At 47.6% G+C, this 15,331-nt stretch carries 12 protein-coding genes and 1 pseudogene; 7 read left to right on the top strand and 6 right to left on the bottom strand.

Annotated elements, in window-relative coordinates; genetic code table 11:
• Nucleotides 1–81 precede the first annotated feature (81 nt).
• The 6 genes from L21SP3_RS09815 to miaA all read right to left on the bottom strand — a co-directional run bounded on the left by L21SP3_RS09815 (nucleotide 82) and on the right by miaA (nucleotide 6,023).
• A complete protein-coding gene (locus L21SP3_RS09815; RefSeq protein WP_161488172.1) occupies nucleotides 82–954 on the bottom strand; it encodes an alpha/beta hydrolase in 873 nt (290 codons plus the stop codon).
• A gap of 760 nt (nucleotides 955–1,714) precedes the next feature.
• Nucleotides 1,715–2,134 carry an arsenate reductase ArsC gene (locus tag L21SP3_RS09820; protein WP_077541933.1) on the bottom strand — a complete coding sequence of 140 codons (420 nt, stop codon included), beginning with the start codon at nucleotides 2,132–2,134 and terminating at the stop codon, nucleotides 1,715–1,717.
• 115 nt (nucleotides 2,135–2,249) lie between these two features.
• Nucleotides 2,250–4,004: an arginine--tRNA ligase gene (gene argS / locus L21SP3_RS09825; RefSeq protein ID WP_077541044.1), complete on the bottom strand. Its 1,755-nt coding sequence runs from the start codon at nucleotides 4,002–4,004 to the stop codon at nucleotides 2,250–2,252.
• Nucleotides 4,005–4,009: 5 nt separating this feature from the next.
• On the bottom strand, nucleotides 4,010–4,378 hold the full coding sequence (gene rsfS / locus L21SP3_RS09830; protein WP_123785182.1) for a ribosome silencing factor: 369 nt from the start codon (nucleotides 4,376–4,378) through the stop codon (nucleotides 4,010–4,012).
• A 93-nt stretch (nucleotides 4,379–4,471) separates the two neighbouring features.
• Complete coding sequence (gene nadD / locus L21SP3_RS09835; RefSeq protein WP_077541048.1) at nucleotides 4,472–5,086, bottom strand: nicotinate (nicotinamide) nucleotide adenylyltransferase; 615 nt, start codon at nucleotides 5,084–5,086, stop codon at nucleotides 4,472–4,474.
• On the bottom strand, nucleotides 5,079–6,023 hold the full coding sequence (gene miaA / locus L21SP3_RS09840) for a tRNA (adenosine(37)-N6)-dimethylallyltransferase MiaA (protein WP_161488173.1): 945 nt from the start codon (nucleotides 6,021–6,023) through the stop codon (nucleotides 5,079–5,081). Before miaA ends, nadD begins: the two co-directional genes overlap by 8 nt.
• 121 nt (nucleotides 6,024–6,144) lie before the next feature.
• Between miaA and L21SP3_RS09845 the strand changes: the two genes are divergently transcribed.
• The 7 genes and pseudogenes from L21SP3_RS09845 to L21SP3_RS09875 all read left to right on the top strand — a co-directional run bounded on the left by L21SP3_RS09845 (nucleotide 6,145) and on the right by L21SP3_RS09875 (nucleotide 15,321).
• Nucleotides 6,145–7,044, top strand: a complete 900-nt coding sequence (locus L21SP3_RS09845; protein ID WP_077541052.1) for a polyprenyl synthetase family protein — start codon at nucleotides 6,145–6,147, stop codon at nucleotides 7,042–7,044.
• A complete protein-coding gene (gene dxs / locus L21SP3_RS09850) occupies nucleotides 7,041–8,966 on the top strand; it encodes a 1-deoxy-D-xylulose-5-phosphate synthase (RefSeq protein ID WP_077541055.1) in 1,926 nt (641 codons plus the stop codon). Before L21SP3_RS09845 ends, dxs begins: the two co-directional genes overlap by 4 nt.
• Nucleotides 8,947–9,558 (top strand): CDP-alcohol phosphatidyltransferase family protein, encoded by a 612-nt coding sequence (locus tag L21SP3_RS09855; protein ID WP_077541057.1) that lies wholly within the window; start codon nucleotides 8,947–8,949, stop codon nucleotides 9,556–9,558. Before dxs ends, L21SP3_RS09855 begins: the two co-directional genes overlap by 20 nt.
• 143 nt (nucleotides 9,559–9,701) lie before the next feature.
• Nucleotides 9,702–10,814: pseudogene (locus L21SP3_RS09860) on the top strand (AAA family ATPase).
• Nucleotides 10,807–11,484 carry a DUF4276 family protein gene (locus tag L21SP3_RS09865; RefSeq protein WP_077541059.1) on the top strand — a complete coding sequence of 226 codons (678 nt, stop codon included), beginning with the start codon at nucleotides 10,807–10,809 and terminating at the stop codon, nucleotides 11,482–11,484. The pseudogene L21SP3_RS09860 and the gene L21SP3_RS09865 overlap by 8 nt, the downstream one beginning before the upstream one ends.
• A gap of 132 nt (nucleotides 11,485–11,616) precedes the next feature.
• Nucleotides 11,617–12,882 carry a serine--tRNA ligase gene (serS, locus tag L21SP3_RS09870; protein WP_077541061.1) on the top strand — a complete coding sequence of 422 codons (1,266 nt, stop codon included), beginning with the start codon at nucleotides 11,617–11,619 and terminating at the stop codon, nucleotides 12,880–12,882.
• A gap of 27 nt (nucleotides 12,883–12,909) precedes the next feature.
• Entirely contained in the window at nucleotides 12,910–15,321 is a 2,412-nt protein-coding gene (locus L21SP3_RS09875) for a ComEC/Rec2 family competence protein (RefSeq protein ID WP_077541064.1), read from the top strand.
• Nucleotides 15,322–15,331 lie beyond the last annotated feature (10 nt).

Consider the following 15,331-nt stretch of genomic DNA (forward strand, 5'->3'; position numbering starts at 1 on the left):
GAAAGCCAAAATTGGCAACTACTAGCAACTGGGATGCAGAACAATATTGTAACTGTCCCCCATTTCCAGACGAATTTTCTTCTATTCATTTTTGTCCCTTTTGATCTGGTCAAAAGCTTTGGTGATAAAATCGAGCATTATCGGCATTGCATTTTTTTGAGTTTTCCGGCTCTGATAAAAGAAGCCGTGTCCCAGGCCTTCGAAAAGTTCGATTTGTACATGGGAGCCATTTTGCTTTAAGGCTTTTGCAAACCTGATGGCCTGTTGACAATCTATGGTAGTGTCAGCGGTTCCATGCATAAGCAAAACGCGGGGAGGTTTTTGGTGGATGTTATAAATTGCGGAGGCGTTTTTTTTGTCTTTGAGGGTTTCTATGCCGTAATTTTCACATGTTTTGCCGAATCTGCCCTGGCCTATGTCAACCAGATCATAGAGGCCGCAAAGTCCCACGTAAACTTTGATGTCGGGATTTTTCTGGGCAAATGTGGAGGAAAGCTGCGCGCCGGCCGAACCCCCTGCCATTGCGATTCTGTTTTTATCGAAACCATAGGTTTGGGCATTATGTTTTACCCATCTGAGAGCGTCGGCGATATCGGAGGTTGCCCTATCGAACTGGCCTGTTTCAATCTTTTTGGCGTGGCGATCATTTTTCCAGTCGTAGAGTCTGTAGTCGATACTGACTACTGAGATACCCTTTTGGGCAAGTTCAAGAGCTTTTTGTTTTTCACCTGTGCGTGAGCCCGCAACCCATCCGCCGCCGTGAACCCAGATTATGACGGGTCGTTTAGTTTGTTTTTTGCCTTTTGGCCAATAGATGTCTGCGGCAAGTTCGAGTGAGCCGATCTTTTTGTAGATAACAGTATCAAGGCAGACGTTGTCATTTAAAACCTGAACGCCTTCAATAACCGGCTGATATTTTAATTTGCGGCCAGGTTTTGAGTAAACCGGGGTCATTAAAAAAAGGATTGTTATCAGCAAGAGAGTTTTATTGATAATGCCCATGTGATTCCTTCAAAAAACTAAAGTTGTATATGCATATTAAATTTCACAAACATCTCATAGAAGAGCAAAATACAAGATGTTTCTTTAAAATCAGCGGGGTATGAGTTACACTAATTTTTCAGTCTAATTAAACAAATTAAGAGTAACCCATGACACCCGCCAAACATCAATATATAATTCTTAAGCAAATATGCAAACATTTTACCGCTCATCTTGTCTCAAAATTGTCTCACTCTTTCAAAATAGGGGACAGCATTTACGGACAGAGCCAGCGGTTCGCTGCTTAATAATGCAGCGTCGTACAGCGGTGTTCGCCGTGGCGGACCCGCTAGGATAGCGAAACGTGAAGAGCCGGCAGTAAGCGAAAAATCTTTTCGAAAAGAATGCCAGCGGGCGACTTGCGTCGCGCCGCTGTAAAAACAGGGGACAGTTACCTATTTTTAATAGTAAAAAGCTTTATAAAATAATGAGATAGGGAATTGGCCGGCATAAGAATTTGGTTGAGATGAGACGGCAAGTGGTTCGTCAAGAGCAGCTGCCGCTCAACAAGCATATTTGCTCGGTTTAAAGCCTTGGTGAAGCAATTACACAGAAAAAAACTGTCGAGTAAAAGCCTGTGAACAATCAGAAATTGGTTTTCTAAAAAATAATCAAAGAAGCTGAAAACTCACATCAGTTGAAAACAATTATTGGTAACTGTCCCCTATTAAAATTAAATTTTTAACGTTTTTATAAAGTCCCTGATCTCATCCCGCACTTTTCTGTAGCAGTCGAGCTTGAGGTCTTGGTAGTTGTATGCAGAGGCCATAGCTGGGGGATCCGGAAAGCTCTTATGAATAACCTTCACTGCCCCCGGAAACACCGGGCAGCTCTCTTTCGCATTATCGCAAAGTGTTACTATCAGATCAAATCTCTGCTCAAGAAAAATCTCAAGGGATTTTGAGCTGAGCAGCTGCGTTCCCAGCCCTGCCTCTTCCATCGCATCGACAGCAAAAGGGTCTATCCCTTTCGGGCTCAGGCCTGCGGAGAACGGCTCAATCGTTTCAGATTTGAGCTCCCTTGCCCAAGCCTCTGCCATCTGACTGCGACACGAATTACCCGTGCACAGAAAAAGAACTTTCTTTTTCGCCATTGGTTTTCTCTCTCTATATTTTCTGTAAAATCCCAAAAAGCCGTAAACAGGGCATCAAGCCCCTGAAGAATGCTCAAACAAGAGCTGCCCGGGCAGCTAAAAAAATAAATCTGTCCTACATTTTCTCAGGCACATCTATCCGCAGAATCTCCTTCAAACCGTGCCTGAGGGTTTGATGGGTGAGTCTGCAGAGGATAAGTCTTGAGCTTCTGGTAATGCCCTGCGAGCTGAGAACTGGGCAGTTTGTGTAGAAGGCGCTGAATTTCTGAGCAAGCTCGTAGAGGTAGGCAGTAATGAAGTTCGGCTTGTATTCGGCCAAAGCACCTCTTATAGCGAGCCCGTATTTGAGCAGGTGCAAAGCCAGATCCCTTTCTGCTTCTTCCGCCAGTTCTATTTTTTGCAGACCTTCTATTTCGCCGTCTGCGTCAATTCCCTTTTCTTTCGCCTTCTTCTCTATAGATTTAACCCTCGCGCAGGCATACTGCATATAGGGAGCGGTATTCCCGTCCATCGAGAGCATTTTGTCGAAACTGAAGATGTAGTCGGTGGTGCGGCTGTTGGAATAGTCTGAATACTTTATCGCCCCGATGCCCACAGCCTCTGCGATTGATTTTTTCTCGTCTTCGCTCAGCCCCGGATTCTTCTGATTAACCACAGAATAAGCCCTTTCAACGGCCTCTTCCAGAAGGTCTTTGAGTTTTACGGTATCGCCGGAACGTGTTTTGAAGGGCTTACCGTCTTCTCCAAGCATCGTTCCGAAGGTTATATGTCTCAGGTTCTGATTTTGGGCTATGCCCGCGAGCCTCGCTGCGGCAAATAGCATCCTAAAATGCAGCATCTGCCTCGCATCTGTAACGTAAACAATTTCGTCTGCTCCGAGCTTTTCTATACGGTATTTCAGTGCTGCAAGGTCGGTAGTGGCGTAGAGGAATGCCCCGTCGCTTTTCTGCACAATAAACGGAAGAGGCGAGCCGTCTTTGCTGGTGAATCCTTCAGGAAAAACGCATACCGCCCCATCAGACTCCTCAGCGCAGCCTTTCTGCCTGAGCTGCTCAACAATTCCCTGAAGATCCTCGGCATAAGCGCTTTCGCCCCGCTCATCTTCTCTGGTGAGAGTTACATTGAGCCTTTGGTATATCTGGGAATAATGCTTTCTGCTCTCTTCGATGATATCAATCCAGCTCTGCTTCCAGAACTGCTCGCCTCTGTGCAGACCTGCTATGGCAGCTCTGGCTGTCTGGGCAAATTTCTCATCCTCATCGTAAAGCTTTTTTGCCTCCCTGTAAAAGGATTCGAGATCCGAGAGAGCCATCGAAACCTCTTCGCCTGATTCCTTCTTGCGTTCCAAGAGCGCGCAAAGCATACCGAACTGCGTGCCCCAATCGCCGATATGGTTCTGCCTTACTGCATTATGGCCGGCAAATTCCAGAAGCCGGCAGATACAGTCTCCAATTATCGTGCTTCTCAAATGGCCTACGTGCATCTCCTTTGCGATATTCGGGCCGGAATAGTCCACAACCACCTTTTTAGGGATCTGAACCTCATCGATTCCGAGTCTTTCAGGATCTGCTGCCACCTCTAACAGAGCTCTGCTCATGTATTCGGGCTTTATGCGGAAATTTATAAATCCGGGGCCTGCAATTTCCGGCTTCTCGCATATATCTGATACATCAAGCCTTTCTGCTGCCTTTTCAGCGAGCTGCCTTGGATTCTGCTTTGTTTTTTTGCCCGCTGCCATCACGCCGTTAGACTGATAATCGCCGAATTCCGGGTTCGCTGAAGGACGCACTACCGCAGGGAATTCACTGCCGGTTATCTCTTTCAAAACAGAGCTCAGCCTCTGTTCGAGTATGTCTGCTGTAAACTGCATCTATGCTAATTCTCCTGCCACTGAATCTGCTTGGCATCTCCCCAGAGCAGTTCGAGGTCGTAATATTCTCTGAATTCGCTTTCAAACAAATGCACTACTACATCCACAAAGTCCAGCAGTATCCACCTGCCCTGTTCGCAGCCGGCCTTTCCAAAGGCCTCGAAACCGGTATGCTTGGCCTCTTTGACCAGCTCCTCTGCAACGCTTCTGGTTTGGCGGTCGCTTGTGCCCGTTGCGATTACTAAATATTCAACTGCCGGATTCTGCCCGCACAAATCAAGCACAACTACATCTGAGAAGTGCCTGTCTGAGATTAGGCGAGCCATCTCTACGGCAAAATTCTCAGCTTTTTTCTTTTCTTTTTCCGGTATCAATACAAGAAGCTCCAAATTTATCTATTAAATATATGTTTCAAGCTCAGCAGGAAACGCTGCAGGTGTATAATTTTACCTTAATAGCAGTTTATATCAACCTGCTGAGTGAGCGGAGTAAATATTATTTTGTTTTATGTACTGCTCCACAGCTTTCGGGACAAGCCCTGAGATTTCACTTCCTTTTCTCAGCCTGCGGCGGATTTCTGTACTGCTTATATCGTATATAGGTGAGTCGATAATCATTCTGGGGATATTTTTGCCGAGTTTTGCCTCAATATCCTCGAAATCCGGTTTTCGGACAGAATCCCTCTTAACCACCGCCAGCGAGGCGAGCTCAATTATCTCATCCGCCCTGTACCACATATGGAATTCTTTTATCACATCCCCGCCGCAGAGCCAGAAGAGCTCTGAAGAGGGCATCTGACTTTTCAGCTTTTCAAGCGTGTTTACAGTGTAGCTGGGCTGGGGCATATAGAATTCCATATCTGAAATGCTGCACCATTCTAATCCGGAAAATGCAAGCCTGAGCATTTCAAGCCTCTGGGTATTGGAAGCCTCGGGCGAACCGGGCTTAAAAGGCGATACTGCATTCGGCAGGACAATCGCTCTGTCGAATCCGCCCTGCTTGTAAGCCGCCTGAAGGATATTTGTATGCCCGTTATGGACAGGGTCGAACGTTCCTCCGAAGAGCAATATTTTTTCAGTCATCCTCAAGCCCGCCTTCCTGCTCCAAGATCTTCATTGCCCTGTCCATAATAGAGCCCTCGGATTCGTCCTGTTCTGCGTTGATCCATTTGATGTTATGGAAATTCTTAAACCAAGTGCGCTGTGATTTAGCGAATTTACGCGTATTAATCTTAATCCGCTCCACAGCTTTTTCGAGCTCCATATTGCCCCTGAACACCTCAAACAGCTCTGCATAGCCAATCGCTGCTGCAGCCTGCTTGCTTAGCGGCTTATCGAGGTTATAAAGCATTTCGGCCTCTTGCAGGAGCCCCATTTCCATCATCCGCTTGACCCTTGCATTTATGCGGCGGCTTTCCAGCTCCTTTTCACGCCGAATGCCAATAACAACCCAGCTCGGGTCTGGCGAGGCATTGAAATTCACCTGAAAAGAGCTTATCGGTCTGCCTGTAAGCTCATAAACCTCCATAGCCCTAATGAGTCTTTTGGTGTCGTTTGGGTGTATTTTCTCTGCTGCCTGAGGGTCTATTCGGCTCAGTCGCTGATGGAAGGCCTGTTTGCCCTCTGAATAAAGGTTTTCTTTGAGTTTATCCCTGAGCTGGTTGGAGGTTCCAGGGCCGTCAAAAAGGCCGTAGAGCATATTCTTGAGATACATTGCTGTTCCCCCTGCGCCGATTACTTTCCTGCCCTTTGAATGAATCTGCTCAACAGCCCTGTCTTTGAGCTCGAGGAAACTGCTCACGCCAAACTCCTCCCAAGGCTGGACTACATCAATCAGATGGTATTTTATCTCCGCTCTTCTTTCCTGAGAAGGTTTGGCTGTGCCGATATCCATCTTTTTATAAACCTTCATTGAGTCTATGCTTATAATCTCAGCGCCGATTTTCTGCGCAAGCGAAAAGGCAAGCGAGCTTTTCCCGCCTGCTGTAACGCCGGTAATTACAATCTTCTTTTCGCTCAAGTTTATCCTTTTATTTTAAGCCTTTGCCGGAAACATTTTTCGTGATATTGCTTCTTGCAGGAATATAATATAATGTTTTGGCAGATATTTTCTACCTCTCATTAAAACAAGAGTTTAATAAATGAAAGCTAATACAGACCAGCAGCTGCAAAAACAGCTTGATGCTGCTGCGAAAATAGTAAACCGGAGAATCAGCGAATATCTTGAAAATCGTGATGATATCCACCCGAAGCTCAAAGAAGCTGTGGTTTATGCCGCAAGCTCGCCGGGCAAGAGGCTTCGTGCAGCGGTTATTCAGATGGTTTGCAGGCTCTTCAGCGGCAGTATAAATCAGGATGCGGTTACCGCTGCGTGCAGTGTGGAGATGATGCATGCATATTCGCTTGTGCACGACGATCTACCCTGCATGGATGATGATGAGCTTCGAAGAGGCCAGCCTACAGTTCATATAAAATTTGGCGAAGCAGCGGCAGTTCTTGCGGGAGATGCCCTTCAGAGCCTTGCCTTCGAGATCCTTGCAAAAGAAATCAAGGACAGCAAAAAGGCTGTTAAGCTTATCGGTATTTTGAGCGGTTTCTCAGGCGCAGGCGGGATGATTTCCGGACAGGCAGCAGATATGGAAGCAGAAAACACGCGTGCAGGCATTGAAGAGGTGGAATATATCCACAATCACAAAACAGCAATGATGTTTGCGGCCTCAGCAGCGATGGGAGCTGTTTGCGGGGAAGGAAAATCTGAAGACATCCATAATATGATGCAGTGGGGGATTTATGCGGGGCTTTGTTTTCAGGTGGCAGATGATCTGCTCGATGAAAGCTCTACTCCCGCTGAGCTCGGCAAATCCATCGGCAAAGACGCAAAGCAGGGAAAAGCGACATACCCATCGGCATCCGGCAAGGAGAAATCAGAAGAAAGGGCGAAGGCTCTTGCGTGCAAAGCAATAGAAATCCTTGAAATATACGGCCAAAAATCAGACAATATGATAGGCCTTACTCAATTACTTTACGACAGAAAAAAATGAACGACAGAGAAACAGAAAAACAAACGCTGCTTGATAGAATAAACTCCCCTGAGGATCTCAAGCAGCTCTCAATACCTCAGCTCGGTGAACTGGCAGATCAGATCAGGGATTATATAATCAATGCAGTAAGCGATACTGGCGGGCATCTTGCGAGCAATTTAGGCGCAATAGAAGCCACTCTCGCAATGCATTACGTATTCAATTTTTCCAAAGACTACCTGCTCTGGGATGTTGGGCATCAGTGCTACGCCCACAAAATTATAACAGGCAGGAAAGACAAATTCAGCCTGCTGCGCAAGGAGGGAGGCGTCAGCGGTTTTCCAGAGCCGTCCGAGAGCAGATACGACCGCTTCCGCGTGGGGCATGCGGGCACTTCCATAGCCACGGGGCTCGGCATCGGCTGGGGGCTTCTCGATCAGAACAGAGATGATAAGGTGGTTTCCTTTGTGGGAGACGGGAGCATTGTAAACGGGGCATCATTCGAGGCTCTGAACAATCTGACCGGCCTGCCAAGGCAGATGCTCGTTGTGCTCAACGATAACAATATGAGCATCGACGTTACAAGAGGCGCTGTAGCCAAGATATTCTCCAAAATCCGCCTGAACAGCACATACGAAGAACTGAACAGAACTGCCAAGAATATAATAGAGCATATGCCGCTGATTGGCAAGCAGGTTGAGGAGGCTGTTCAGAGGCTCAAGAAGGCTATCAGGATGCAGCAAAGCGCCGGGCAGATCTTCGAAAGCCTTAATCTTTCATATTTCGGCCCTGTAAACGGCCACGATATCGGCTCGCTTATTGAGCTGTTCACCGCCCTGAAAGACCTCGACCACCCTGCGGTTCTTCATATTTACACAAACAAAGGCAAAGGCTATAAACCCGCTGGAGATAATCCCTCAAAATATCATTCCACAGGCCCTTTTTACATAAACGGCGAATCGAAGAAATCCGGCAAAAAGAGCTACACGAAGATAATTGGCGAAACACTTTGCGAGATAGCAGCAGAGAAGCAATCCAACATTACCGCTGTAACAGCAGCTATGCCCGAGGGCACAGGGCTCAATACCTTTCGCGACCATTTTCCTGATAAATACTACGATGTGGGTATATGCGAGAGCGCTGCTGTAGATATGGCAGCGGGGATGGCCAAAACCGGCCTAACGCCTTTTGTATGCCTGTACTCCACATTCCTCCAGAGGGCCTTCGACCAAATTGCACACGATGTGGCTCAGCAGAATCTGCATGTTGTATTCTGCATAGACAGGGCTGGGGTTGTGGGCGATGACGGCCCGACTCACCACGGTATGCTAGATATCGGTATGCTCAGGATGCTGCCTAATATGATACTCTGCGCTCCGGCCTGCGGAGAAGAGCTAAGGCTCGCCCTTATGTATGCAGCGCAAAGGAAAGCCCCTATTGCAATACGCTACCCGCGGGATGTTCTGCCGGAAAATCTAAGCGGCATAGAAAGCCTGAGTTCAGATTTCATAACCGGCAAGAGCGTTTTAGTCTCGCAGGGCGATGCTGATATTGCTCTGGTTTGCTACGGTGCAGTGCTCACAGAGGCTGTGGAAGCGGCAAAGCAGCTCGAAGAGAGCGGCGTTCGGTGCGATGTGGTGAATGCGAGATTCGCCAAACCGATAGATGAACAGATCGTTGAGCTTGCAAGAGAGGGGAAAACGGTTTTCTGCCTTGAAGACCACGGGACGGCGGGCGGTTTCTGCTCGGCTGTGCTGGAGGAGCTTTCGAAGGCGGGCGTTTCTTCTGAAAACGTATTCTGCCTTGCAGCGCCGGATGAATATATAGACAAGGCCTCGAGAAAAACGCAGCTTGAAAGATGCAATGTAGGCAGCGAACATATCTGCAGAGAGGTTCAGGCAAGGATAAAAGACCGCGATTTGTATGAAAAAGCACATACCTAACATACTCACAATTTCCCGAATAGCGCTCACTTTCGTGCTGTTTGCAATATTGCTGACTATAGACTCATCAAACGGGAGTCTGTATTTCTGGTGCTTTGTCTTCTTCGCTGTTATCTCGGCCACAGACTTTCTCGACGGCTTTCTCGCTCGAAGATGGAAGGTGGAATCAAGGTTTGGGAGGGTGGCAGACCCGTTTGCTGATAAGATTTTTATAGCAGGCTGCTTTTTAATTTTCGCATTCGAGCAGATACCAGTAATGGAGAATTTACCTGCAGCAGCAGGGGAAGTGATAAGATGGGGCCTTGCAGCTGTAATACTGCTTAGAGAATCCGCTGTTACTATTGTAAGGCAGATAGCCGAGAAAAAGGGCTTCGATTTCTCCGCTTCGCAGTTCGGGAAGGTTAAGATGTTCTCTCAGTGCGTGCTTGGGGCTTATGTGCTGGTGCATTCAGCTTTCTTCGCAGGCTCAGCGGTTTCAGACTGGCTGCTGGCAGCTGGTTTCATTTTTACTGCCGTTGCCACAGCTGGTTCAGGGATCGAAGCCGCAATACGCCTCTACAAGGCATACAAAAATCAGCACACCCCAGCCTGAGAATTACGCATCTGAAAGCTTCCTGTTGACCTGTTGAAAAAAATTAAGTAATTTTTTATGCAGGAAGAGATAAATTGTTATAATTTGGATGTCTCTATTTAATAATTTATAAAAAAAAAGCAGCCAATGGAAGGTGTTTTTACATGGGGCAGCAATTAGATAAATTAACAATAAGAGGATTCAAGTCTATAAGTCAGCTCGAAGATTTCGAGCTTGGAAATCTCAACGTCCTCATCGGAGCTAACGGGGCTGGCAAGAGTAATTTTGTGGAAATTTTTCGTGTCGTCCGAGCAATGGCAGAAGAAAATTTTGCCAACTACATTCAAACCAGAGCAACTGCAGATGATTATATGTTTGGCGGTCCGAAAACAACTGAAAAAATAGAAGCTGAATTTGTTTTTGGTGATAATTCTTATGCCTTAGAGCTCGAGCCAACAGCAAATGGTGAAGAATTTGTAATAATTAACGAATGGCAGAGATATAAAGAAAACAACTGGAGATGTATAGGTTCAGGCGGCAGGGAAAGCGCTTTAGCTGCTAACAAGAACGAGCGGGCTGTAACAAATCCTAACATCTCGGGAGTTGGCTATTACATATACGAAGCAGTTTCAAATTGGGTTGTTTATCATTTTCACGATACAAGCGCAAAATCCCCAATGAGAAGATTTGAAATAACGGCTGATAACAGCAGACTCAGGCCTGACGCAGCAAATATTGCCCCTTTCCTTCTTGGTTTGCGGGAAAACAATGGGCGGTGTTATAAGGAGATAATAGAAGCAGTTAGGATTGTAATTCCTTTCTTTGACGATTTCATTCTCAAACCTGTTTACAAAGGCGAAAAGGAAGTTGTCAATCTAAGCTGGAAATAGAAAGGCTCTGATTACCCCATGCAGCCCTATCACCTCTCCGACGGTTCTATAAGATTCATCTGCCTTGCCGCAGCTTTGCTCCAGCCGGAACCGCCTGCTGCAATTTTGATTGATGAACCTGAATTAGGTATGCACCCCTTTGCGATTGGAATTATTGCAGAGATGATGAATTCTGCTTCAAAGCAAACGCAGGTTATTGTGTCCACTCAATCCCCCCACCTGATAGATAATTTCTCGGCAGAGGATATCGTAGTTGTAAACCGTGATAAAGGGGCTTCAACTTTCGAAAGGCTCAGCAAGGAAGAGCTCGCAGGCTGGCTGGAAGAATATTCTTTAGGAGAGCTTTGGAGAAAAAATGTGATACAGGGAGGCCCCCGGTATGAATAACACCACTGTTTATGCTGTTGTGGAAGGTCAGACTGAGCAGGCTTTTGTAGATAATGTTTTAGCTCCGTATCTGGGACATTTCAATGTTTTCATATATGCCAGACTGATTGGCAAACCAGGCCATAAAGGCGGAAACGTCCGGTTTGAAAGAGTTAGGAAAGATATTGAACATTTTCTCAAGCAAAGAAGGGATACTTATATAACGACAATGTTTGATTATTTTAGGCTCCCTTACGATTGGCCGGGCAGAGGTGAGATGCCGGCTAACCTTTCAACGGAAGAAAAGGCAAATCGAATTGAACAGGCAGCATTAAAAGAATTAAAACGTTTATTCCCTGAACACAACCCAGAAGCAAGATTAATCCCTTATATTCAAATGCATGAATTTGAAGCACTGTTATTCAGTGATATTTCGATTCTGTCTGATGGATTGGGTATTCAGAACTGTGAAATAGAACGCATATTAAATGAGTGCGGCGGGCATGAAGAGATAAATGAAGGTATAGAGACAGCTCCATCAAAGCGTCTGGAAAGGCTCTGCTTGAGGTATAACAAAGTTGTTAAGGGCAAATCAATATCCGAACAGACAGGGTTAGAGACAATCCGGAAAAGATGTCCGCACTTTGACAGCTGGCTGAGGCGTATGGAAAAACTGGCACGGCAAAAATAAAACGGAGTTAAAGGCGGCAGTTCTCAGCTCACAGCCTCCGGGCAGCTGATTTTTTTATGGAAATCACCCGCTGATTTGATAAGATTTTCATTCCCGAAAATATGACCGGAAAATAAAGCTCAGAGGAAGTAAATGATTGATATAAAGCTTATTAGAGAAAATCCTGAACACTTTAAGAAGGCTGCTGCGAATAAGAAGTTTGATGTGGATATAGACAGGCTCGTCGAGCTTGATGAACTTATCCGCAAAACGAAGACGAATATGCAGGAGCTTACTGCTGAGAAAAACAGGATAGGCAAACAGATACCGAAGCTCGATGCTGGAGAGAAGCAGGAGGCAATCGGCAAGCTCTCAGAGATAAAGGAATCCGAAGCGGGCTATCAGGAAAAGCTAAAAGAGCTCCAGCCTGAATTCGAAAGGCTGATGCTGCTTGTCCCGCAGCCGCCGGATGAGGATGTACCGGTAGGCGAGGACGACAGCGAAAACGTGGAGCTGCGTGTTGAAGGTGCTTTGCCGGAATTCGATTTCGAACCAAAAGACCACGTTGAGCTGGGCAAGGCGCTTGATATAATAGATCTCGAGAGGGGCGTTAAGCTCGCAGGCACCAGAAACTACTTCCTCAAGGGCGATGGAGCCCTTCTGCACTGGGCTGTGCTGAGGTTTTCTCTGGATTATATGATCAGTCAGGGCTACAAGCCAATGTGCGTACCTCTTCTTATGCGAGAGGAGGCAATGCGCGGCACGGGCTACTTCCCGGGCGCAGAGGAACAGACATATATGCTCGAGCGTGATGAGCTGAGCCTCGCGGGTACGGCGGAGGTTCCGCTAACGGCCTACCGCTCCGGCGAGATACTCTCCGAGGATGAGCTGCCGCTGAAATACTGCGCAATGAGCAGCTGTTTTCGTCGTGAGGCCGGAGCCGCGGGCAAAGACACACACGGGCTCTACCGCATCCATCAGTTCGAGAAGGTTGAGCAGGTGGTAATCTGCAGGAATGATGAGGCTGAAAGCCGCAAATTCCACGATGAAATCCTTGCCAACTCTGAGGGCGTTATGAAAGCCCTCGGCATACCATACCGCGTGGTGAGCGTTTGCACGGGCGATCTGGGCAAAGGGCAGGTTGAGAAGTACGACATTGAAAGCTGGATGCCCTCAAGAAACAGCTACGGCGAAACGCATTCTGCAAGCCGGTTCTACGAATTTCAGGCACGCAGGATGAACCTGAGATACAAGGATTCAAACAAGAAAAACGTATTCTGCCATACGCTGAACAACACCGTAATTGCTTCGCCGAGAGTGCTTATCCCGCTCATGGAGCTCAATCAGAACCCCGACGGCACAATCACAATACCCGAGCCCCTGAGAGCATATATGGGAGGCAGAGAAAAGATAGGCTGATAACACAAACCCTGCGGGGAAGGCTTTGTGAACCGTAAACAGATACAGGCCAATCTGGCATTGGCTGAGGTTTCGCTGGTGCCTGCAGCTGAGCTGGCTGCTCGGAAGACGAGGCTCTGCCCGCTTTTATTCGCTGCAGCCGGTTTTATTCTCGGCATACTCATCTCCGGCGCTGTAATCCTGCCTGCGTATTTTTTGCTTTTTCTGTTTTCGGCTTTGCTGGCTCTGAGCTTTCTCCTGCGGAAAAGGGGAGCTGGCTTCGGCTGGTTTGCGGCGATTTTGTTTATCGCTTCCTCGCTTTTCGGCCTCCAAAGGGCTGCCTGCTTCCGCAGCTTTCCTGAGAATCATATCAATTCGCTTATCACCGAGAAAACCCTCGCGCAGGTTAAGGCGGAATTCGTTAATAATCCAAGCATAAATGAGCAGGGGGATTTTGCATTCTGCACTCTTAATCTGCTCAGTATAGAATCTGCCGCCGGGGAGTTCAGGGATATAAAGGGGCGCTCAAACTGCTATATTTCAATAGTAAACAGTAGAGACAAGCTCCCGAAGGCCGGCGACAAGGCGTTTATGTATGCAGTTTTCAAACCGATTTCCAAGGCGAAAAATCCAGGTCAGTTTGATTATGCCGGTTATCTCCGCTCCAAAGGCATACAGACAAGCTGCAATGTACGCAGCGACGGAATCGAGATTCTCCAGCGGGGCAGGCCATCGCTGTTTGATTCACTTGAGAGAATTGCCGTGCGCACTGTAATGTCCCGGGAGGAGAGTCAGGCTTCAGGGCTGCTTTCTGCCCTTTTGATAGGCAGGCGGGAAAACATCAGCGAGAAAACGTATCAGAATTTCAGAACCACAGGCCTTATGCATCTGCTGAGCCTCTCGGGGATGCATATCGGCATTCTCGCCGGCATCGTATGGCTGCTGGTAAGCCTTACAGGTCTCGGCGCCCGCTGGAAATCGGTTATCACTGCTGCATTTCTCATCATCTATATGATCGTTATACCGTACAGAAGCCCTGCAATGCGGGCAACGCTTATCTGCCTGCTTTATCTCTCAGCCATTGCACTGGGCAGGAGGGCGAACGCCCTGAATATGCTTTCGCTTGCATGCCTCGTTACGCTAGGACTCCGCCCGCTCGAGCTCTACAGCGCCGGCTGGCAGCTCTCTTTTGCGAGCGTTTTATCTATTATCATATTCACCAAACCCTGCAATCTGCTTTTGAACAAGCTTACAGGATTTCGATTTGCAGGCGCTTCGATTGAGATGCCCGCATCGAAGAGGATTGCTTCGTGGTTTATAAAGGCTCTTTCTGTGGGGCTTGCGGTGTTTGCTGGCACTTTTCCTGTAATCTGGCTGCATTTTTATGCTGTTTATCCATACTCCGCTTTGAATACGATTCTCCTCTCGCCTCTTCTTGCGCTGAATCTGGCTTTCGGGCTGATTTCCGCAATCGTTTCTGCGATTATCCCCGCGCTGGATTTTACTCTCTCGATAAGCCGGCAGCTTACGGGGGCCTTTGCCGAGATTGTGCAAAAATTATCCCTTCTCCCGGGCTCAGAGCTTGTTTTTGGAAGTCCGCCGAAATATGCGGTCGGGGCGTATTATCCAGCTCTCGGCCTTGCGGCATTCTCACTTTACCGCTCGGGGAGAAAATGGAAATTCGCAGCAGGCGGGGCGGGGCTTTTAGCAGCAGCTGTGTTTCTATTTCCGATTGCGGAGCGGGCTATTGAAAAGCCCCTGAGGCTAACCGCCCTGTCGGTTGGTGCGGGGCAGGCGATTATGCTGGAAATGCCCGAAGGAGAAACCGCAATGCTCGACTGCGGTTCTTCCACATACTCCCGCCCGGGTAAAAAGATTGTCCAGCCATTCCTGAAATATTCGGGCAAAACATCGCTGGATTTTATCTGCCTCAGCCACAACGACAGCGACCATTACAGCGGGGTGGATTATCTTTATGAGAATATCAATGTCGGCCGTATATATTCAGCCGATATAATCAGCTGCAAAGCTCAGCTGGAGAAAGTTCCGCAAAGCTGCAGGTCAGGCGGATGCAGAATCCTGTTTTGGCAGAATAAGGCTGCTGCGGGAGATAACAACCGCTCAATCGTTCAGATTATTCAGTATGCAGGCAAAACGATAGCTGTAACGGGTGATGTGGAGCAGGAGAGTCAGCAGTGGCTGCTCGAGAAACTCAAGGCCGAAAAGCTAAGCCCGGATTATCTCATCCTCCCGCATCACGGCCTTCTCACTACACTCGATCTGAGCTTTCCCGAGAAGCTCTCGCCTGAGGCCTGCGTGGCAAGCTGCGGAGAGCTTCAGGATTTCCGAGGCGTTTATGAATCCGATGATTTTCCAGTATATAAAACCGCTCAGACAGGGGCAGTGCAGATTGAAATCACCAGCTCGGGGGAAACTCGAATCCAAACATTCTGCCAATAGAGAATTCAGC

Source organism: Sedimentisphaera cyanobacteriorum (assembly GCF_001997385.1).
In the GTDB taxonomy this organism is placed as follows: Bacteria; Planctomycetota; Phycisphaerae; order Sedimentisphaerales; family Sedimentisphaeraceae; genus Sedimentisphaera; species Sedimentisphaera cyanobacteriorum.

What these genes read in the sequence shown, in the direction of transcription:
- L21SP3_RS09815 (WP_161488172.1), bottom strand. Translation starts at nt 954, where the DNA reads ATGACCCCGGTTTACTCAAAACCTGGCCGCAAATTAAAATATCAGCCG.
- L21SP3_RS09820 (WP_077541933.1), bottom strand. Translation starts at nt 2,134, where the DNA reads ATGGCGAAAAAGAAAGTTCTTTTTCTGTGCACGGGTAATTCGTGTCGC.
- argS (WP_077541044.1), bottom strand. Translation starts at nt 4,004, where the DNA reads ATGCAGTTTACAGCAGACATACTCGAACAGAGGCTGAGCTCTGTTTTG.
- nadD (WP_077541048.1), bottom strand. Translation starts at nt 5,086, where the DNA reads ATGACTGAAAAAATATTGCTCTTCGGAGGAACGTTCGACCCTGTCCAT.
- L21SP3_RS09845 (WP_077541052.1), top strand. Translation starts at nt 6,145, where the DNA reads ATGAAAGCTAATACAGACCAGCAGCTGCAAAAACAGCTTGATGCTGCT.
- dxs (WP_077541055.1), top strand. Translation starts at nt 7,041, where the DNA reads ATGAACGACAGAGAAACAGAAAAACAAACGCTGCTTGATAGAATAAAC.
- L21SP3_RS09855 (WP_077541057.1), top strand. Translation starts at nt 8,947, where the DNA reads ATGAAAAAGCACATACCTAACATACTCACAATTTCCCGAATAGCGCTC.
- L21SP3_RS09865 (WP_077541059.1), top strand. Translation starts at nt 10,807, where the DNA reads ATGAATAACACCACTGTTTATGCTGTTGTGGAAGGTCAGACTGAGCAG.
- serS (WP_077541061.1), top strand. Translation starts at nt 11,617, where the DNA reads ATGATTGATATAAAGCTTATTAGAGAAAATCCTGAACACTTTAAGAAG.